Source organism: Streptococcus sp. CF8_Ac1-9 (genome assembly GCF_024295565.1).
GTDB lineage: Bacteria > Bacillota > Bacilli > Lactobacillales > Streptococcaceae > Streptococcus > Streptococcus parasanguinis_X.
The window spans coordinates 120,760-140,948 of sequence record NZ_JANCOY010000003.1; the positions used below are offsets into that span (position 1 = coordinate 120,760).

Genomic DNA, 20,189 nt, shown 5'->3' on the forward strand with positions numbered 1-20,189 from the left:
GCTTCCTTAGGAATTTTTCCTAAGGGGCTTTTTCTTTAATCTGCGTAAGAAAGACTGTAAATTGTGCCTAGGTTTTGGGGGAGGATGCGCTACAATAGAGCTAGTAGAATGAGGAGGATTAGGACATGTATCAATTTCCAAAGGATTTTTTATGGGGGAGTTCGACCTCGGGCCCTCAAACGGAAGGACGTCTATCTCAGGATGGAAAGGGAGACAATCTCTGGGATTACTGGTATAGGATCGAGCCCAACCGCTTTTATCAAGGGCAAGGACCAAAGAAAACATCGACTTTTTATGAACACTGGGAAGAAGATTTGGATCTCTTGTTAGAAACCGGCCATACTGCCTTTCGGACCTCTATCCAGTGGTCCCGTATTTTCCCAGAAGGACGAGGGGAGATCAACCAAGCAGGCGTTGATTTCTACCGTCGTGTCTTTGAAAAGATCAAAGAAAAAGGGATTCATCTCTTGGTTAACCTCTATCATTTTGATTTACCGATGGCTCTTCAAGAGCAAGGGGATGGTTGGGAAAATAAAGAAACTGCCTATGCTTATCAGGAATATGCGCGTTTTTGTTTTAAGACCTATGGGGATCTGGTCGATCAGTGGATCACCTTTAATGAACCCATTGTGCCTGTGGAGTTTGGTTATTTTTATGATGCCCATTTTCCTCATAAGGTAGACGCAGCAGCAGCAGTTAAAGTAGCCTACCACACCCAGTTGGCAAGCTCTCTAGCAGTCAAGGCCTGTCACGAGGTGGATCCTAACTATCGTATCGGGATTGTGCTCAATCTAACACCGGCCTATCCTCGGAGCCAGCATCCAGAAGATGTGAAAGCTGCGCGCATTGCCGAGCTCTTTCAAGCCAAATCCTTCTTAGATCCATCTGTTCTTGGTCATTATCCTGAAGAATTAGTGGAGATCCTACGGGAGCGTGATCTCTTGCCGGATTATGATCCTTTTGAATTGCGCTTGATCGAGGAAAATACGGTGGATTACCTAGGGGTTAACTATTACCAACCACTCCGTGTGGCGGCTCCTCGTTATGCTCCAAATCCAGCATCTCCCCTACTCTTTGAACAATTTTATGAACCTTATGTTATGCCAGGCCGCAAGATCAATCCCCACCGTGGTTGGGAAATCTATGAGCAAGGCTTGTATGACATTGCCCAAAATATCAAGGAAAACTATGGCAATATCGAGTGGATCCTGACCGAAAATGGGATGGGGGTTGAAGGAGAGGAAAAATTCCGCAAGGATGGCGTGATCCAAGACGACTACCGGATTGACTTTGTCAAAGACCATCTTCGTGAGCTCCACCGGGCTATTCAAGATGGTGCTAACTGTAAAGGTTATTTGATCTGGACCTTTATTGACTGTTGGTCATGGCTCAATGGCTACAAGAACCGCTATGGCTTAGTTGAGTTGGATCTCGAAAGTCAAAAACGAACCCTCAAAAAATCTGGTCATTGGTTCCGTAAGTTGAGTCAGCGGAATGGATTTGAAGAGTAGAAAAAGCAACCTATCAACCAAGATGTTGATAGGTTTTTCTTAACCCTCCCTTAACTAGACCAATTTTCTTGAATTTCCTAGTTGACAAACTGGAAGAAGCATTGTATACTGACTCCGCTGGTTGCTTTTTGGTCAAATTAGACTAGACCAATTTTAAAGTAACTGAGAAATCGACCATAGGTCATTTGACTAAGTAAAGGGGAAAGTATAGCAAGGCTATATCGTAAAAACTATGTGCGGAATCGTTGGTGTTGTAGGAAATACAAATGCTACTGATATTTTGATTCAAGGACTTGAAAAACTCGAATACCGAGGCTATGACTCTGCGGGTGTTTTTCTGGCTAGTGAAGGCAAGAGCCAATTGGTAAAGGCAGTTGGCCGCATTGCAGAATTGTCATCTAAGGCAGAAGGTGTCGAAGGGACAGCTGGGATCGGACATACCCGCTGGGCCACTCATGGAAAACCAACTGAGGATAATGCTCACCCACACCGTTCTGAAACAGGTCGCTTTGTGTTGGTCCACAATGGGGTCATTGAAAACTATCTTGAAATCAAGGAAGAATACCTAGCAGGTCACCATTTCAAGGGGCAAACAGATACAGAAATCGCAGCCCACTTGATCGGAAAATTCGCTGAGGAAGATGGGTTGTCTACGCTTGAAGCCTTCAAAAAAGCCCTCCACATCATCCGTGGGGCCTATGCTTTTGCTTTGATGGATGCGGAAGATCCAAGTACCATCTATGTGGCAAAAAATAAATCACCACTCTTGATCGGTCTTGGCGATGGCTACAATATGGTTTGCTCTGATGCTATGGCCATGATTCGTGAAACCAACCAATACATGGAAATCCATGACCAAGAGTTGGTCATTGTCAAGGCTGATAGTGTTGAAGTGCAAGACTATGATGGAAACGTCAAAGAACGGGATAGCTACACGGCTGAACTTGACCTTTCTGATATTGGAAAAGGGACTTACCCATACTACATGCTTAAAGAAATCGATGAGCAACCAACTGTCATGCGTAAGTTGATCCAAGCCTATACAGATGAATCTGGTCAAGTAGTGGTAGACCCAGCTATTATCAAGGCTGTTCAAGAAGCAGATCGCATCTATATCCTTGCGGCTGGTACCTCTTACCATGCTGGATTTGCGTCTAAGAAGATGTTGGAAGAGTTGACAGATACTCCAGTAGAACTCGGTATTTCCTCTGAATGGGGCTACGGTATGCCACTTCTCAGCAAGAAACCACTCTTCATCTTCATCAGCCAATCTGGTGAAACAGCTGATAGCCGCCAAGTATTGGTCAAGGCCAATGAAATGGGCATTCCAAGCTTGACAGTGACCAATGTTCCAGGTTCAACTCTTTCACGTGAAGCAGACATGACCATGTTGCTCCATGCGGGTCCTGAAATTGCGGTAGCTTCTACTAAGGCTTATACGGCTCAAATCGCAGCCCTTGCCTTTCTTGCTAAAGCTGTTGGGGAAGCCAATGGCAATGAGAAGGCCAAAGCCTTTGATTTGGTGCACGAATTGTCTATCGTTGCCCAATCGATCGAATCAACCCTTTCAGAAAAAGAAGTGATCGACGAAAAAGTTCGTGGCTTGTTGGAGACAACCCGCAATGCTTTCTATATCGGACGTGGCCAAGATTACTATGTTGCCATGGAAGCCAGTCTGAAATTAAAAGAAATTTCTTACATCCAATGTGAAGGCTTCGCTGCGGGTGAGTTGAAACACGGTACCATCGCTCTGATCGAAGAGGGTACACCGGTCATCGCTCTCTTGTCTGATCCAGTCCTAGCCAGCCACACACGTGGAAACATCCAAGAAGTGGCAGCACGTGGGGCTCATGTTTTAACCATTGCAGAGGAAAATGTCGCTAAAGAGACAGATGATTTGGTCTTGACAGCGGTTCACCCTTACCTCTCTCCAATCTCAATGGTGGTGCCGACCCAATTGATTGCCTACTTTGCAACCCTTCATCGTGGACTCGATATCGACAAACCACGGAACCTTGCTAAGTCTGTAACAGTTGAATAAATTTGTTAATATAGAAAAAACATCCTCGTTAGGTTTTTCCTAGCGAGGATGTTTGCTTTATTTATCAAAACCTTGCAAGGCTTTAAGACGTTCCTCTGTTTGTCCCTTGGCATCTAGTTTTTTACCTTGGTAAACAGCAGATTCCCATGATCCGTACATTGGATTTGGGAAGATGATGAATTTTTCACCAAATTCTTTTTGCAATTCGTCCAATTTCTTATCGCGATCAGCTTCAGAGGTCTTAGAAAAATCTGCAAAGTCAACCAGGTTGTCCCCGAATAGCAAGACAAGATTGGTCTTTTCTTGTACAGCTTGGCGACGGCCTTCTTTTGATTTGACGCCATCTTCTAAGAACATGAGGTGGTCGCGTCCTTGAACAGGAATGCCTTCTTTTTCAAGGTTCTTAATGGTATCATCTACTTGAGAGGTTGTACGGTCAGAAATGTAGTAGATTTGAACCCCGTTTTGATCCGCATATTGAAGGAAATCTTTAGCACCTGGCACCGCTTTTGCGGCTGCTTTTTTCACCCAAACATCCCAATCTTTAGGATTGAAGGCCGTACCGTCTTTGACGTTTTGAACTTGGTAAGGGCTGTTATCTAAAACAGTTTCGTCCAAATCCAAGACGATGGAATAAGGCTTATCAGAAGGAGTTTGGAGGATCTCTTTCAAACGGTCAGTAGCGACATTGTAGCCTTGTAAATACAAAGCCTTAGTTTCAGCTGCCTTTTGGTACCAGAGAACAGACATGGTATTTTCTTGTGAGCGCTGCTGGTCATAGGTCATCGTCACCTGATTTTTAGTGCTACTTGCTTTTGTCTCTTGCGTTTTAGTGGTATTGCTTCCACAACTCGTCAGTAAAATGACAGAAGCAAGAGCAGAAACGATGGTAAAGGTGGTTTTTGTTGTTTTCATAAACCGTACACTCCTTAAAATTATTCTATAAAAATTATACTCCTTTCAATCTTGCCTGACAAGAAAGAGGAGAAGGTGTCTAGGAATCGGTGAAAAGAACAAAAGAGGAAAAATGCTGTTATGAAAGGTTTCTTTGCTTTAACATACGCCATTTTTTCCTTTAAAAGAAGGGGTATAGTTTTTTGCTATAACCGGATCAAGAAAACATCAAAGCAGCCCTTTTCTTCTAAAATGAAAGAATAAAGAAAGATACCCGCAAGTCCTTATTTTCAAGGACTTGCGTTTTTTTGATACCTTTCCTAATAAAGAAATTTTAAGGCCTTGATAGGGAAAATATATTAGTCAGCTACTTTTCGAGGTGATATCATGGTTACAAATTCCAGAAGGAAAGCAGTTAGCCTTTCTATTGGAGAAATATTGAGGAGGATGCACAGTATGAGTAAAAAAGAATTGGTTCTTCGTGCCATTCGAGGCGAAACAGTAGAACGAATCCCTGTAGGATTTTGGCTCCATTATGTGACCCAAGAAGAAAAAGAATTGGGTCTAGACAATCCGGCTGTAGTAGCAAAAAGTATTAAGGGCCACCAACACTATGTAGAAGAAATTTCACCTGATTTTGTCAAGATCATGAGCGATGGCTTCTTCCGCTATCCGAGTGCACTTTATTCGAGAGAGATCCAATCAATCCAAGAATTGAAGGATATTCAACCGATTGGAGAGCATCATCCTTGGATTGAAAAACAAATTGAAGTGGTCAAGGAGATTCGTTCCCATTTCCATGAAGAGATTGCTTCTTTCTACAATATCTTCTCGCCCATTTCTTATTTGAAACGCTGGTTCCGTACGGATCAATCCCGTGGAGACCAAGAGATTGCAGACTTTATTAAGGAAGATCCAGAAACTTTAGCTCATGTCCTTGACGTGATTGCAGGAGATATCGCTACTTTAAGTCGCCGCTTGATCCAAGAAGCAGGTGTTGAAGGGATTTACTTTTCAACCCAGCAAGTCCAAGATGAGCGTGTGACAGAGGAGGAATACCGTAAGATCATTGAGCCTAGTAACATCGCAGTCCTAGAAGCTGCCAATGAAGCGGGAGGCATCAATATCCTTCATATCTGTGGTTTTGAAGGGGCCAGCAATGAAGTGGAACTCTTCAAGGATTATCCAGCTCAAGTCATTAACTGGGCGACCCATCATGAAGGCCTTAGCCTAGCCGCAGGTCGTAAACTTTTCGGCGATCGTGCCGTCTTGGGTGGCTTTGTCAATGGCAAGAAAGGTTTGCTCTATCAAGGGGAACGAGCAGCTATTGAGCAAGAAACTCGTCGCTTGGTGGCAGAAGCCGGAAGTCGTGGTTTGATCCTTGGAGCAGACTGTACCGTGCCAGATGATTTCCAATTGGAACGCTTAGATTGGGTACGTCAAGCAGCTGTATTGTAAGAAGAAAGGAGAGGGAGATGAAAAAGATCAATGTATGGTGTATCCTGGTAACCGTTTTGTTTTTGCTTCTAGGGCTTAGTAAAGCTGCTCTAGCAAGTAGTCAGGGGAAAGCAAAAAAAGATCCAGATATGGCAAGACTGGAGAAAATTCCAGTCCATAGTCTCTCCCTCCTTCGCCCATCTGATCTAGCAGGAATTCTTCTTCTCGAAGATCAGTGATAAAAAAAGATGAAGAGCTTGATAAAAAATATATATTAGTCAAGGTATCATTGAAGTGATAAGATAACAAACAAGAAAAGATAGAACGAGGTAAGAACATGTCATCAAAAAGAGAATTAGTGTTAAAAGCTTTTAAAGGAGAAGCAGTTGACCGTGTGCCAGTTGGATTTTGGCATCATTTTACAACAGAAGAAGAATGGTTGAAAGGATTTTCTAATCCGGAAATTATTGAAAAAAACCTGAATGGCCATAAAAACTTCCTTCACAAGGTCAAACCAGACTTTGTCAAACTCATGAGCGATGGTTACTTTGCTTATCCAAATCCAGCCATTCACAAAGGCCTTGAAAATATCTCTGACTTAGCAGGGATTGAACCACTCGGAGCAGATCATCCATGGATCACAGAGCAAGTAGAGCTCGTTAAAAAAATCCGTGCTGGTTTTGAAGAAGACATTGTGGCTATCTACAATATCTTTGCTCCGGTGACCTACTTCAAATGGTTGGTCGGAGAAGTTTCAGGAGGAGATGACTTGATCGCAAACTTCATCGATCAAGATGCAGCAACTCTTAAAAAAGTATTGGATACAATTGGCCAAGATATTGCAAGTTTGAGCCAACGAATCATTAAAGAAGCAAGAGCAGACGGGATCTACCTCAGTGTTCAAAGTATCCAAGATGCGCGGGTTACACAAGAAGTTTATAAAAACATTATTGCACCGAGTGAACTCCATGTCTTAGAAACAGCCAATGAAGCCGGTGGCGTAAATATCCTTCATATTTGTGGCTACGAAGGAGCTCGCAATGATATCCACCTCTTCACAGACTACCCAGCCCAAGTCATTAACTGGGCAGTCGGACCAGAAGGAATCAGCCTAGCAGAAGGACGCGAAATCTTCGGTGGACGCACGGTTCTTGGTGGTTTTGAAAATGGCAAAAATGGTCTTCTTTACACAGGAGATAAGGCTGCGATCCAAGCAGAAACCAAACGCATCATCGCAGAAACCGGAACGACAGGCTTGGTCATCGGTGCCGATTGTACCATTCCAAGTGACATTGATGAAGAACGAATCGAATGGGTTCGTGAAGCTGCAGCAGAATAAGGAAAATAGAAAGAGGGAGAACAGAGTATGAGTAAAAAAACATGGATTATCGGTGGAGTGGCAGTTCTTGCCATTGCAGGTGCAACCATTCTTGGACGGAGCTTGAACCATGCAAACGACAGCAAAGATTCAACAGGATCGAACAAGGTAACAACCTTGAAAGTAGCCCACACTCAAAACTATGTACCATATGATTTCGTTGATGAAAAAGGAGAATCAGATGGCTATGAAGTAGCCGTTCTCAAAGCCATTGACGAAAAACTACCAGACTACAAGTTTGAGTACACTGGAACCAGTGATGACGATCTCTTGATCGGTCTAGAATCTGGTAAATACGATATCGGAACCAAAGGAGCTTGGTATACCGAAGAACGTGCCAAGAAATTCATCATTCCAAAAGAACCAATTGGGGCAAGTATCATCGGATTTACCGTACGGAAAGAAGATGCGGATAAATACAAGAACATCGATGACTTCGCTAAAGAAAAAGGAAAATTGGTTCCAATTTCACCACAAAATGCGCAGTGGAATGTTATTAAAGAATACAATGAAAAGCATAAGGACCAACAAATCGAATTAACAGCTGCGGAATCTTTCAAAGTCGCAGATGCTTATGCTTGGGTTCTTGAAGGACGTTACGATGCCTTCTTTGACATCAAACTTTCCTTTGAAAAAGCTGTCACAGATAAAGATGGTTCTTACCACCAATATGCGGACAAACTTAGCTGGTTTGCCTACAAAGGAATTCCAACTTACCCATTGATCCATAAGGATAAGAAAAACGAAAAATTTGCGGAAGCCTACAGCAAGGCTATCAAAGAATTGGAAAAAGATGGGACACTTGCTAAATTGTCGAAAAAATATTTCGGTGAAGATGTCTTCAGTTATGTAGATAAAGAGAAATAAGATGGAACTGGGTGCGCATAGCCCCAGCTTCCTTATTTCTATACGGATACAGAAAGGAAAAGAAACATGGTCTCATACGACATTTCCAAGGTTTGGTCATTTCTTCCAACCTTGGTCCAAGCTCTACCAGCGACCCTAGCTTTGATGGTTTTAACGACGGTTTTCGGTTCTGCATTTGGCTTGGTTTTGACCTGGGCACAAGTATCAGAAGATAAGGTAGGAGCAGGTCTTGCAAAAGGTTATGTCTTTACTTTGCGTTGTACCCCTCCGATTGTCTTGCTCTTTTTGGTCTTTTATGGACTTCCCCAATTTTTGAACTGGTGGTTGGGCATTGACATTGACCACTGGTCCAAGTTTGTCTTTGTCCTTGTTGCCATGTTTCTTCTCTTTGCCGCTATGATCTCTGAGGTCTTCAAGGCAGCCTATTTGGCCATTCCAAAAGGACAGATGGAAGCAGGCTTGAGTATCGGCTTGACGCCAGCTCAAACCATTTGGCGGATTGTCCTTCCCCAAGCCTTTCGCGTAGCTCTTCCAAATATGACGACTGCCATCTTGAACCTTATGCGCGATGCCGCTTTGGCTTATACCATTGGCTTTATCGATATCATGGGAGCAGGCAACAACTTGATCAGCCGCAATCTTGGGAATTATTCCCTCGAAACGTATACAGCTGTAGCAGTGATCTACTGGGGAATTGCCCTTGTGATCTCCTTCTCCGCTCAACTCCTTGAGAAACGACTCAGTGTAACAGAAAGGTAGCTTATGGATTTCAATTTTATTAGTAAAGCATTTCTAGCCACCTTGGGTGGTGTTCCAGTGACCCTTCTGATCATGGTCGTATCGATTCTCTTGAGTTTTCTTCCAGCCCTCTTTTTGGCACTCGGTCAGATTTATAAGGTCAAAGGTGTTCGCAGTTTCTCAGTGGTTTACTTAGCCTTTATCCGCGCGACGCCTCCGATTCTCTTGATTCTCTTCTTTTATAGTCTCTTTCCCAGCCTCTTAAATAGCTTTTTTAAGAGCATAGGCAGTCACTTTAATGTCTTTGAGATCAATCCCATTTACTATGCCTTTATCATTTTTAGCTTGATGACAACAGGGAGTCTGGCTGAAATTCTCCGGTCAGCTATTCTGACGGTGGATAAAGGCCAGCTAGAAGCAGCGCAAGCCATTGGTTTGACTAATCGCCAAGCCTATATCCGCATTGTTTTTCCACAAGCCTTGCGTTCAGCCCTGCCTAATTTGTGTAACCTGGTTATCAACTTGGTCAAAGGAACTTCCCTTGTCTTTGTCATGACGATCAAGGATATCACCGCCATTGCCAAGGTCGAAGCCTCTTATGGCTATCAATATTTTGAATCCTATCTAGTGATTTTTATTCTTTATATTGTCATTTGTGGGGTGATTCAGTGGGGATTCAATCGCTTAGAAAAACGCCTGACACTCGCATAGAAGAAGGAGAAATAAGAAGATGTTAGAAGTAGAACACGTATCGAAAAAATTTAAGGACCACCAGGTCCTGGTAGATGTTAATCTCAAGGTCAACCAAGGGGATGTCGTCGTTATTTTAGGTCCATCTGGATCAGGAAAAACAACCTTCCTTCGCTGCCTTAACCATTTGGAAAAGGCAGACACAGGCCGTTTGACTTTGGGTGGAAAAGAGTATGATCTCTCAAAACTCAGCAAAAAGGAAATTTTAGAAATCCGCCAAAAGACAGCCTTTGTCTTCCAGCATTACAATCTCTTTGCCAACAAAACAGCGCTTGAAAATATCTTAGAAGGTCTGGTTGTGGCTCGGAAGATTCCAAAAGAAGAAGCTATCCAACGGGCAGAATCAGCCCTTGAAAAAGTTGGTCTCCTCGCTTACAAGGATTACTATCCTTCTCAATTGTCAGGTGGCCAGCAGCAACGGATCGGGATTGCGCGTGCCATCGCAGTGAAACCAGACGTGATCTTGCTAGACGAGCCGACTTCGGCGTTAGACCCAGAGTTGGTCGGTGACGTCTTAGATGTCATGAAGCAGTTGGCCCAAGAAGGAGTGACCATGGTTGTGGTGACGCATGAAATGGGCTTTGCGCGTGATGTGGCTAATCATGTCATCTTTATGGATGGCGGACACATCATCGAAGAAAACGAACCACATGAATTCTTCAACAGTCCAAAAGAAGAACGAACCAAACAATTCCTTTCACGGATTTTATCCGATGCCACTTATAGCGTCGAATATATGATTTAACAGGAGACACACCCAGTAAGGGTGTGTTTTTTAGGTTCTGGAAAAAATTTTTAAGAATTGGGTCATTTTTTAAAAATCATTACGAATAATATAAGTGAGAGGGAAATATGACTGATAAAAAACAACGATTTGTACTACTATTCTTACTGACTTTGTTTCTAGGAGGTTGCAGTCTTTTTACGGATAAAGCTGCTGAGAGAAGGGAAATGATTCAGATTGCAGAAAGCACGAAAATGGAGCGAGCGATAAAACACTTGTTAATCAGTATCGATCCTAAAGCTTTCTCTTCAGAAGGAGTCATTCACTCCTATACCCTGATAAAAGGTGAATTGGAATACAATCCAATGGGAGGCATGAATGTATCTCTCGTTATCAATGGCGATAAAAAGTTAACGATCGATACGACTGTTCAAATGGAAGATTCAGGACAGTTCGAAGCAGGTAGTTATGGTATTTCAGCAAAATTAAGTGATCTGTTAAGTAAAGCAGAAAAGACTGGGAAATAAACTCATTCAGGTAAATACCCCTAATATAGGAAAATAGAAACATTTCTGAATCAAAGTTGGTATGTTACATCAATAGCTAGTGCTTGTAACGATTTAGCAACATTTTTTAACAAAAGTAACATTTCAGACGTTGATGGAATTTTGTATAATAAATTTTAAGAAAACTAGAGAAAGAAATGGGAAGAAATGAAAAAAAGTAAATTAATTGTGTTGATAATGGTAGTATTTAGCCTGAGCTTAGGAGGATGTAGCTTTTTTAATGGACAATCTGCCAAGAAACAAGAAATGATTCAAATCGCAGAGAGTAAGAAAGCAAAAGATGTGATTGAAAATTTATTAAGGCAAGAAGATCCAAACGCATTTACAGATAAAGGAGTTATAAAAAGTTACAAGATAAATGAAAATTCATTGAAGTATAATCCAATGGGAGGATTAATAATAAAAGTTATAATCAATGATGATAATAACCTAACAATCACAACAACTTTAACAGAGGAATCAGATGGCAAATTTGAACAAAATGGTTATGTCATCTCAGGAGAATTATCAGATGAATTAAGAGGTAAATAATGGCTTTTGATAAATCATTTTCAGATGAAATAAAGAAAGAAATTGCGTATAAAGAGTATGAGATAGAAAGCTATAATCAAGATGTACGGTTGAAAACTGGAGAATACATTGGCAATGTCGCTCACATATATGATAATGTAAATGATAATGAGGAGCAGGTTTTCGTTCTTACTAACAATGGTCAAGGCGAAAAACAAAAAGCAGTCCCCTATACTGCTTCAGACGATGCGCGTGCCCAAATCCATGACGTGACAGTCTTGATGAAGGGATCTGAAACTGAAACAAGTACACAAAAATTACTCCATGATACATTTACGGATTGGGTAAAGACAGATTTGCCTGCTGCTTCTAACATTCTTGGTCCCAATGGAGCGGCGAATTATGCGACAGATTATGCGAAAAGATTCACCAGAGATAAGATTAAGGAGAATTTGAAAAAAAGGGATGAAACTGCCGATTATAATATTTCGGAACTTATTAGTTATCCGTTTAGTTTACTCGATAAAAATGTTGGAAATAATGTAAAAAGCTTTGTCAAGAGTATTAGAAGTAATCCAATAACAAATGCTTATCGTGAGGCGAAAGCAAATCTATATGGTATGGGAACGGATATTCTAATTGATAGTCAAGCAAAGTTTCCAGTATTTATTGGGGCTACCATTTTAAAAGAGTACAACAAAGATAGAGGTACTTTCCCGCCTCCGCAATTTAAAGATGCTGCAGCTCATTTGAAAGAGGTGATCCGAAAATACCCCAATGCCAAGATCGATCTATACGGTCACTCTCTGGGGTCTATGAATATTCAGTATGCGCTTGCCTGTTTGACGGAAGAGGAAGCTTCTCATATTGGGACTGTCCATCTATACAATGGTCCTAATGCCTATTCCATCTTAACACCCGAGCAAAAAGCGCGTATAGATTCGCTGAAGTACAAAATCTACAATCACATTGACCATAAAGATTTGGTTAGCTTGGGTTATCAGGATTCTGGAAGCAAGGAATCCAGTGGGATTGTTAAGCACCTCAAAACGAAGAATCTGAAAGATATAGGCCGACAGCATATGATGCATGGTTATATCTATGATAAGGATGGGAATTTGGTTCTTGAAAAGGGAACGGAAGCCATCACTCGCAAGGAAATCATTGAAGAGAGGATGAAGGTTTACTATCGCCTAAAGGATAAATTACAAAAAACAGGTGGTGGACTGAGTTCAAGTGAACGGATCTATCTGGATGCTTTGCAGGCGCGCTTGGCTTCTGATGAGCTGATTCGAGTAGTGGATGAAGGGCTGGAGCAAGCTCAGAAATCTAAGGCACAACTGGATACAGATTTAGAAGCTTTGGAGAAAGTATTACATACCGTTCCGAAAGGCTTCATTCTCAATCTTGCGGAAGTAGAAGAGGCCTATGCACAGGCTGGTGCAACAAAGCAAACAATTGTCACTGAAGTAAGAGAAAAGTTTGACAATCGTTTGGCTGCATATCAGTCCTTATCGAATGAATTCCATGCTTTAAACGAGCAAGTGAATGCAGGAATTGAACTCTTAAAAACAAAAGATCAAGAAATAGCAGGAGAAATGAACCAGTGGGAACAACTAGCTTATTAATTTCATCTACTCTTTCAAAAAAGGAAAAGAAACTAGATCACTTGGAAAGAGAGTTCCAAAAAGCGCGCTTGGAGTTAGATGAAAAGCGTTGCTTAGTGGAAAGAAAACAGCAGCTCTTCACCCAGATGCTGGAAGAAGAGTTTGCGATGGCAGCTTCCTTCTTACAAGAGCAGGAAGTTGATGTCAGTTGTGGATGGGAGTCCCTCCATCGCTGTATCGAAGAGTATGATCTCGAAGCTAGAGAAGCTGCACAAGTAGCCTTAAAACAGATCGAAATCGAGGAAGAGAATTTATGGCAATCCTACCGGAAAGATAGACGCCAACTGGAAGAGGAGTTTGCACAAGATAAAGTTTCATAGTATAGAAGAGGAGGAAGTATGGGTGATAGTCCAGTTAAAGATTTTTTTGATTTAGATATGAAAGATAAGATGAGGATCATCGAAAGTCGCAAGAAACTTGAAAAAGAATTAATACGGGTTGTCTATGCGCCCGTTTTATTGGCCTGCAAGGCAGGAGTTGCGAAACGTTACAATGAGGAATTGACTGCGATTACAACAGTAGCCGAAGAAGACGTCCAGGTAGTTGGAAAACAACTGGATCAGTCCATGGTGGGTCAATTTGCTAAAAACGTACAGACGGCTATTCAAGAAAAAGCTGGGAAATTTAAATCTATCTAGCCAAGGACTTCTATTTAAATGTGGAATCTGGAGTGACATCCAGATTTTTTTAAAAAATTTTTAAAAATTATGTAAAAAAGCGTTGACAAAGAAATTCGTTTGCGTTATAATAATTTATGTAAACAAAAAGAGGTTGGGAAAACCTACTGGTTTACAATATCAATAGTGGAAAGGAGATGGTGATATGCTATTTCCAGAATTAAGACAACTAATTGATAAAAGGAAAAATAGAAACTGTTAGCCTGTAGGGCTATTATTAAATAAATGAATTAAAATTATGTAAACAATCAAACAGCAGCCAATTGGTCTGCTAATTTTCAAGAATGAATTAAAATTATGTAAATTAGAGGTATACAATATGAATAACAACTTTAACAATATGGATGATCTTTTCAATCAACTAATGGGAAACATGGGTGGTTTTCGTTCTGAAAGCCGTCGCTACATGATCAACGGTCGTGAAGTGACACCTGAAGAATTCGCTATTTACCGCCAAACTGGTCAACTTCCAAATGAAGGAAGCGAGCAAGTGCAACACCATCAAGGTAAAGGAATGAAACAAGATGGGATCCTTGCAAAACTTGGTCGCAACTTGACCGAAGAAGCTCGTGAAGGAAAATTGGATCCGGTCATCGGACGTAATAAAGAAATTCAAGAAACTGCTGAAATCTTGTCTCGTCGTACCAAGAACAACCCTGTCCTTGTAGGTGATGCCGGTGTTGGTAAAACAGCAGTTGTAGAAGGTTTGGCACAAGCTATTGTGAACGGGGATGTTCCAGCTGCTATCAAGAATAAAGAAATCATCTCGATTGATATTTCTGGTCTAGAAGCTGGTACGCAATACCGTGGTAGCTTTGAAGAAAATATTCAAAATCTGATCCAAGAAGTCAAGGCTATGGGAAATGTCATTCTCTTCTTTGATGAAATCCATCAAATTCTTGGTGCAGGTAGCACAGGTGATGGTCAAGGATCTAAAGGTCTTGCGGATATCATCAAACCTGCTCTTTCACGTGGGGAATTGACAGTCATTGGGGCAACGACTCAAGATGAATACCGTAACACTATCTTGAAGAATGCGGCTCTTGCTCGTCGTTTCAACGAAGTGAAAGTCAATGCTCCATCAGCTGAAGATACTTTCAAGATCCTCCAAGGGATCCGTGATCTTTATGAAAAACACCACAATGTCATCTTGCCAGATGAAGTTTTGAAAGCAGCGGTTGATTATTCGATCCAATACATTCCACAACGTAGCTTGCCTGATAAGGCCATTGACTTGGTCGATGTGACAGCTGCTCACTTGGCAGCCCAACATCCAGTAACAGATGTCCATGCTGTGGAACATGAAATTGAAGAAGAAAAAACCAAACAAGAAGAAGCTGCGGCTAAAGAAGATTACGAAGCAGCTTTGAAAGCAAAAGTTCGAATCGAAGAACTTGAAAAGAAAATTGAAAACCATACGGAAGACCATAAAGTAACAGCAACAATCAACGATGTGGCTGAATCAGTAGAACGGATGACGGGTATTCCAGTGTCTCAAATGGGTGCAACTGATATTGAACGTTTGAAAGATATGGGTCACCGTTTGCAAACTAAGGTTATCGGTCAAGATAAAGCCGTTGAAGCAGTGGCACGTGCTATCCGTCGGAACCGTGCAGGATTTGACGAAGGGAACCGTCCAATCGGTAGCTTCCTCTTTGTAGGTCCTACTGGTGTTGGTAAAACTGAGTTGGCTAAACAATTGGCTCTTGATATGTTCGGAACCAAAGATGCTATCATCCGTTTGGATATGTCAGAATACAGCGACCGCACAGCCGTTTCTAAATTGATTGGTACAACAGCTGGTTATGTTGGTTACGATGATAACAGCAATACCTTGACAGAACGTGTTCGCCGTAACCCTTACTCTATCGTCCTTCTTGACGAAATTGAAAAGGCGGATCCTCAAGTCATCACCCTTCTCCTTCAAGTTTTGGATGATGGTCGTTTGACAGATGGTCAAGGAAACACGGTCAACTTCAAGAACACTGTGATTATCGCCACTTCAAACGCTGGATTTGGTTACGAAGCTAACTTGACAGAAGATGCGGATAAACCAGAACTCATGGATCGTTTGAAACCTTACTTCCGTCCAGAATTCTTGAACCGTTTCAACGCTGTCATTGAATTCTCACACTTGAGCAAGGAAGATCTTTCTAAGATTGTTGATTTGATGTTGGTAGATGTCAATAAGACCCTTTCTAAGAAAGAAATCGACTTGGCAGTGAGCGATGCAGCCAAAGAATATATGACTGAAGAAGGTTATGATGAAGTCATGGGTGTTCGTCCACTCCGTCGGGTAGTTGAACAACAAATCCGTGACAAAGTCACAGACTTCCACTTGGATAACTTGGATGCCAAACATCTCGAAGCAGACATGGAAGATGGTGTCCTTGTGATTAGAGAAAAAGACACAAAGAAGGAAGAAAACGCTGATAAACAAGCAGATTAAGGCGAATTAGTTTGTGAAAAATAGAGACTGCTATCATATAGCAGTCTTTATTTTTTCTTCCCACCTGGGGGAAATTATTCGCCGTATAAGGCCAAAATCCTCCTATTTGAGCTAAAAAAACATCAATAATTAGTGAAATTAATCCAATTTGAGCAAAATTATTAATAAATAAAGAAAATAAGTATATAATCTATACAAGAATAAAATTTGAGGAATGGAAGTAAGATGAGCAATACAATTGATATCTACTCAACTCCCGAATACAGAAAAGTGGAAGCCGTTGTTCAACTGATGGTTGACGGTCGCTTGACGAGCTATCGTGTCGCAACTGAAACAAACATCAGCAAAATGAGCTTGGCGACTTTGACGAAGGGAACGAGTAAAATCAAAAATATTACCTATCAAACGGCATTGGCCTTGATTGATTGGTATGATGAGAATCATGAAAAGTATGGCATTACGATTGACTAGTCAGTAGCCCACTTTTCGTGGTTTTTTTCTTTTTCATCAAAACTTGCCTCTTCTCTGAGACTGGAGTCTGATTTTACTTGAAGAGGATGGGAAAACTTGAAAAGACGGGCGAAATTTGATATAGTATAGCATATATGAAAATTAAAGGAGAAACATATGCAAGGCGGAAGTTTGCTAATTATGCTCGTTCTTATGGTCGGTTTGATGTACTTCATGAGCCGTAGCCAAAAGAAACAGTATCAAAAACGGATGGAAAGTTTGAATAAACTTCAAAAAGGAAATGAAGTCATCACGATTGGTGGCTTGTACGGAACCATCGATGAAGTCGATACAGATCGCAAGACCGTTGTCTTGGATGTTGATGGTGTCTACCTGACCTTTGAATTGGGAGCGATCAAAACAGTTCTTCCTGTATCAGAAGGAATCTCAGCTACTGCTACAGAAGGCGCTAGCTCAGATGCCGATTCAGCCATCGAAGAATAATCATCAAAGAAGAGGCAAAGGCCTCTTTTTTGGTGGGCAAATAGGACGACGTGATGAAGGAAAGTCCTGCTGGTTCAAAAAAGAGGCCAGAGTCCCTATTTTATGGGGATTTATGGTATAATGAAGCGATAAATATTGAAATAGGTAGAAAAACATGTTTCGTTTTAAGAAAAAAGAAAAAATCGAGATACCTTTAGAAGTCCCGAAACACATTGGGATCATTATGGATGGCAATGGTCGATGGGCGAAAAAGCGGATGCAACCGCGCGTCTTCGGTCATAAGGCAGGGATGGAAGCTCTCCAAGAAGTGACGATTGCAGCAAAAAATATGGGGGTTCAGGTCCTGACTGTCTATGCCTTTTCGACCGAAAACTGGACACGCCCTGAAGATGAAGTCAAGTTCATCATGCACTTGCCGGTTGAGTTTTATGGTCGTTTCGTCCCCGAATTGCATCGCAATAATGTCAAGATTCAAATGATCGGTGATACCAAGAAATTACCAAAAGAAACGCTGGAGGCTTTGGAAAGAGCAGAAGCGATGACCCATCTCAATACAGGCTTGATCCTGAATTTCGCGCTCAATTATGGTGGACGTGCTGAGATCACCCAGGCCGTGAAGCAGATCGCCCAAGAAGTCTTGGATGCGAAGTTTAGCCCAGAAGATATCACAGAAGAGATGATCGCTGATTCTCTCTATACCGAGAGTTTGCCACGTGTCCTAAGGGATCCGGATTTGATTATTCGTACCAGCGGAGAGATCCGTTTGAGTAATTTCCTTCCTTGGCAGGCTGCTTACAGTGAGTTGTATTTCACAGATGTGATGTGGCCAGATTTTGGAGAGGAAGCACTACGAAGTGCCATAGTAGAATATAGCCATCGCCATCGGAGATTTGGTGGTGTTTAGGAGAAGATGATGACGAAAGATTTACAAAAACGTGTGATTTTTGGAGGAATTGCCCTGCTCTTTTTCATTCCAACAGTAATGGTTGGAGGGGTGTTCTTCCAGATTGTGATTGGCTTGATCGCCATGCTAGGGGTTCATGAATTGCTCAAGATGAAGGGGCTTGAGACAGCGACCTTTGAAGGAGCGCTGGCCATGTTAGCGGCCTTCGTCCTGACGTTGCCGATCGAGGACTACCTCCCTTACCTTCCAGCAGATGGCAATATGATTGCTTATGGTTTGGTTGTCTTGATTCTCATGGGAACAACTGTTCTTGCTCAGAATTACAATTATGAAGATGTGGTCTATCCCATTGCGTCTAGCTTTTATGTTGGACTTGGTTTCCATTCCTTAGTAGATGCGCGAATTGCTGGTATTGATAAGGTTCTTTTAGCCCTCTTTATTGTTTGGGCTACAGATTCAGGTGCTTATCTAGTAGGAAGTCGGTTTGGGAAACGCAAGCTCATGCCTGCGGTTTCTCCTAATAAAACGATTGAAGGCAGTCTTGGGGGAATCTTGTCTGCAGTTGCGGTAACTGTGATCTATATGATCGTGGATCGTTCTGTGGCGGGTGGACATGGTTTTCTTGCTATGATCTTCTTTACCATCCTCTTTAGTATCGCAGGTCAGTTTGGAGATCTGGTAGAGAGTGCGATTAAACGCCACTTCGGTGTGAAAGATTCTGGGAAATTTATTCCAGGACATGGTGGTGTTCTAGACCGCTTTGATAGTTTGATTTTTGTCTTTCCCTTGATGCATTTCTTGGGCTTGTTCTAAGACAGAAGAGATAGAAAGGAAACCACGTATAGAACGATGCAGTTTATTGCCTTTATTGTTATTTTTGGAGTGATCGTTCTCGTTCACGAGTTTGGTCATTTCTATTTTGCAAAAAAATCGGGCATCCTGGTGCGAGAATTCTCGATCGGGATGGGTCCAAAGATCTTTGCCCATATTGGTCAAGATGGAACAGCCTATACGATTCGCATTCTACCTTTAGGTGGCTATGTTCGGATGGCTGGCTGGGGTGAAGATACAACTGAGATTAAAACCGGAACGCCTGTCAGCTTGACGCTAAATGAGGCTGGCAAGGTCGTCCGGATCAATCTTTCGGGAAAGAATCTGGATCAGACAGCCCTTCCCATGAATGTTACCCAGTTTGACTTTGAAGAAAAACTAGAAATTACTGGCTTGGTTCTCGATGAGACCAAGACTTATGATGTCGATCATGATGCGACCATCGTTGAGGAAGATGGGACAGAGGTGCGGATTGCACCGAGAGATGTTCAGTATCAGAATGCCAGCATTTGGGGACGGTTGATCACCAACTTTGCGGGTCCTATGAACAACTTTATCCTCAGTATTGTCGTCTACTCACTTTTAGCCTTTATGCGCGGTGGTGCGATTGACTACTACAGCAACAATGTTCAGGTGGCACCCGATGGGGCGCTGGCTAAGGTCGGTGTCAAAAGCAATGTTCAGATCCTTCAAGTCAACAACGATACCGTTAGCAACTGGGATGAGCTGACAGATGCTGTCGAAAAAGCAACCAAGGACAGCAAGACGGCTCCTGAATTGACCCTGAAAGTCAAAACAGACGGCCAAGAAAAAGAAGTCAAAGTGAAGCCAACCAAGTCAGGGAATCGTTACTATTTGGGTGTGACAAATGGCCTCAAGACAGGATTTGTAGATAAACTCTTGTCTGGTTTTACAGATACCTGGAATACAGCGACACGGATTTTGGGAGCTTTGAAAGATATCATTTTCCACTTTAGTCTCAATAAACTGGGTGGTCCGGTTGCCATCTACAATGCCAGCTCACAAGCTGCTCAATTAGGGATTCCAGCAGTCTTGTCTCTTATGGCCATGCTCTCTATTAATATTGGGATCTTCAATCTAATCCCGATTCCGGCTTTGGATGGAGGGAAAATCTTGATCAATTTGATCGAGGTTGTCCGGAGAAAGCCACTGAAACAAGAAGTAGAAACCTATATGACGCTTGCAGGTGTAGCTGTAATGGTTATTTTGATGATTGCTGTCACCTGGAATGATATTATGAAATTATTTTTGAAATAGAAAAGGATATTGT

21 protein-coding genes are annotated in these 20,189 nt (G+C 41.9%); 20 read left to right on the top strand and 1 reads right to left on the bottom strand.

What is annotated here, in order from left to right:
• The first annotated feature begins 125 nt into the window (after positions 1-125).
• Positions 126-1,511 carry a glycoside hydrolase family 1 protein gene (locus NML76_RS06500; protein WP_070594763.1) on the top strand — a complete coding sequence of 462 codons (1,386 nt, stop codon included), beginning with the start codon at positions 126-128 and terminating at the stop codon, positions 1,509-1,511.
• A gap of 232 nt (positions 1,512-1,743) precedes the next feature.
• Positions 1,744-3,552 carry a glutamine--fructose-6-phosphate transaminase (isomerizing) gene (glmS, locus tag NML76_RS06505; protein ID WP_070594764.1) on the top strand — a complete coding sequence of 603 codons (1,809 nt, stop codon included), beginning with the start codon at positions 1,744-1,746 and terminating at the stop codon, positions 3,550-3,552.
• A gap of 57 nt (positions 3,553-3,609) precedes the next feature.
• On the opposite strand, the gene NML76_RS06510 is transcribed toward glmS, so the two are convergent.
• A complete protein-coding gene (locus tag NML76_RS06510; protein WP_003004374.1) occupies positions 3,610-4,467 on the bottom strand; it encodes a 5'-nucleotidase, lipoprotein e(P4) family in 858 nt (285 codons plus the stop codon).
• A gap of 366 nt (positions 4,468-4,833) precedes the next feature.
• Between NML76_RS06510 and NML76_RS06515 the strand changes: the two genes are divergently transcribed.
• From NML76_RS06515 to rseP, 18 genes are all read left to right on the top strand, one after another.
• Positions 4,834-5,904 carry a uroporphyrinogen decarboxylase family protein gene (locus tag NML76_RS06515; protein ID WP_254733033.1) on the top strand — a complete coding sequence of 357 codons (1,071 nt, stop codon included), beginning with the start codon at positions 4,834-4,836 and terminating at the stop codon, positions 5,902-5,904.
• A gap of 17 nt (positions 5,905-5,921) precedes the next feature.
• The gene (locus NML76_RS06520) at positions 5,922-6,122 is read left to right on the top strand and encodes a hypothetical protein (protein WP_214259370.1); all 201 of its coding nucleotides are present in this window, start codon (positions 5,922-5,924) and stop codon (positions 6,120-6,122) included.
• 98 nt (positions 6,123-6,220) lie between these two features.
• Positions 6,221-7,222 (top strand): uroporphyrinogen decarboxylase family protein, encoded by a 1,002-nt coding sequence (locus tag NML76_RS06525; RefSeq protein ID WP_214259369.1) that lies wholly within the window; start codon positions 6,221-6,223, stop codon positions 7,220-7,222.
• A 27-nt stretch (positions 7,223-7,249) separates the two neighbouring features.
• Positions 7,250-8,128 (top strand): transporter substrate-binding domain-containing protein, encoded by an 879-nt coding sequence (locus NML76_RS06530; RefSeq protein ID WP_118397293.1) that lies wholly within the window; start codon positions 7,250-7,252, stop codon positions 8,126-8,128.
• A 66-nt stretch (positions 8,129-8,194) separates the two neighbouring features.
• A complete protein-coding gene (locus tag NML76_RS06535) occupies positions 8,195-8,887 on the top strand; it encodes an amino acid ABC transporter permease (RefSeq protein ID WP_049491022.1) in 693 nt (230 codons plus the stop codon).
• Between the two features lie 3 nt (positions 8,888-8,890).
• Entirely contained in the window at positions 8,891-9,577 is a 687-nt protein-coding gene (locus NML76_RS06540) for an amino acid ABC transporter permease (RefSeq protein WP_214259368.1), read from the top strand.
• 19 nt (positions 9,578-9,596) lie between these two features.
• Positions 9,597-10,361: an amino acid ABC transporter ATP-binding protein gene (locus NML76_RS06545; protein ID WP_003004189.1), complete on the top strand. Its 765-nt coding sequence runs from the start codon at positions 9,597-9,599 to the stop codon at positions 10,359-10,361.
• A gap of 107 nt (positions 10,362-10,468) precedes the next feature.
• Positions 10,469-10,867: a DUF1310 family protein gene (locus NML76_RS06550; protein ID WP_049491020.1), complete on the top strand. Its 399-nt coding sequence runs from the start codon at positions 10,469-10,471 to the stop codon at positions 10,865-10,867.
• Between the two features lie 186 nt (positions 10,868-11,053).
• Positions 11,054-11,437: a DUF1310 family protein gene (locus NML76_RS06555; protein ID WP_118095936.1), complete on the top strand. Its 384-nt coding sequence runs from the start codon at positions 11,054-11,056 to the stop codon at positions 11,435-11,437.
• Positions 11,437-13,044: a hypothetical protein gene (locus NML76_RS06560; protein ID WP_118397296.1), complete on the top strand. Its 1,608-nt coding sequence runs from the start codon at positions 11,437-11,439 to the stop codon at positions 13,042-13,044. The genes NML76_RS06555 and NML76_RS06560 overlap by 1 nt, the downstream gene beginning before the upstream one ends.
• On the top strand, positions 13,023-13,403 hold the full coding sequence (locus NML76_RS06565; RefSeq protein WP_118397299.1) for a type III secretion protein: 381 nt from the start codon (positions 13,023-13,025) through the stop codon (positions 13,401-13,403). Before NML76_RS06560 ends, NML76_RS06565 begins: the two co-directional genes overlap by 22 nt.
• Positions 13,404-13,421: 18 nt before the next feature.
• Complete coding sequence (locus NML76_RS06570; RefSeq protein WP_254733036.1) at positions 13,422-13,721, top strand: hypothetical protein; 300 nt, start codon at positions 13,422-13,424, stop codon at positions 13,719-13,721.
• A gap of 358 nt (positions 13,722-14,079) precedes the next feature.
• A complete protein-coding gene (locus tag NML76_RS06575) occupies positions 14,080-16,209 on the top strand; it encodes an AAA family ATPase (protein ID WP_021154368.1) in 2,130 nt (709 codons plus the stop codon).
• Between the two features lie 225 nt (positions 16,210-16,434).
• Positions 16,435-16,680: a hypothetical protein gene (locus NML76_RS06580; protein ID WP_003009969.1), complete on the top strand. Its 246-nt coding sequence runs from the start codon at positions 16,435-16,437 to the stop codon at positions 16,678-16,680.
• 156 nt (positions 16,681-16,836) lie between these two features.
• Positions 16,837-17,163, top strand: a complete 327-nt coding sequence (gene yajC, locus NML76_RS06585) for a preprotein translocase subunit YajC (protein WP_003004444.1) — start codon at positions 16,837-16,839, stop codon at positions 17,161-17,163.
• A 154-nt stretch (positions 17,164-17,317) separates the two neighbouring features.
• Positions 17,318-18,067, top strand: coding sequence for an isoprenyl transferase (locus tag NML76_RS06590; RefSeq protein ID WP_118095933.1), 750 nt, complete (start codon positions 17,318-17,320; stop codon positions 18,065-18,067).
• A gap of 9 nt (positions 18,068-18,076) precedes the next feature.
• Entirely contained in the window at positions 18,077-18,880 is an 804-nt protein-coding gene (locus tag NML76_RS06595; protein WP_023919527.1) for a phosphatidate cytidylyltransferase, read from the top strand.
• A gap of 36 nt (positions 18,881-18,916) precedes the next feature.
• Positions 18,917-20,176 carry an RIP metalloprotease RseP gene (rseP, locus tag NML76_RS06600; protein ID WP_254728325.1) on the top strand — a complete coding sequence of 420 codons (1,260 nt, stop codon included), beginning with the start codon at positions 18,917-18,919 and terminating at the stop codon, positions 20,174-20,176.
• Positions 20,177-20,189: the final 13 nt, after the last annotated feature.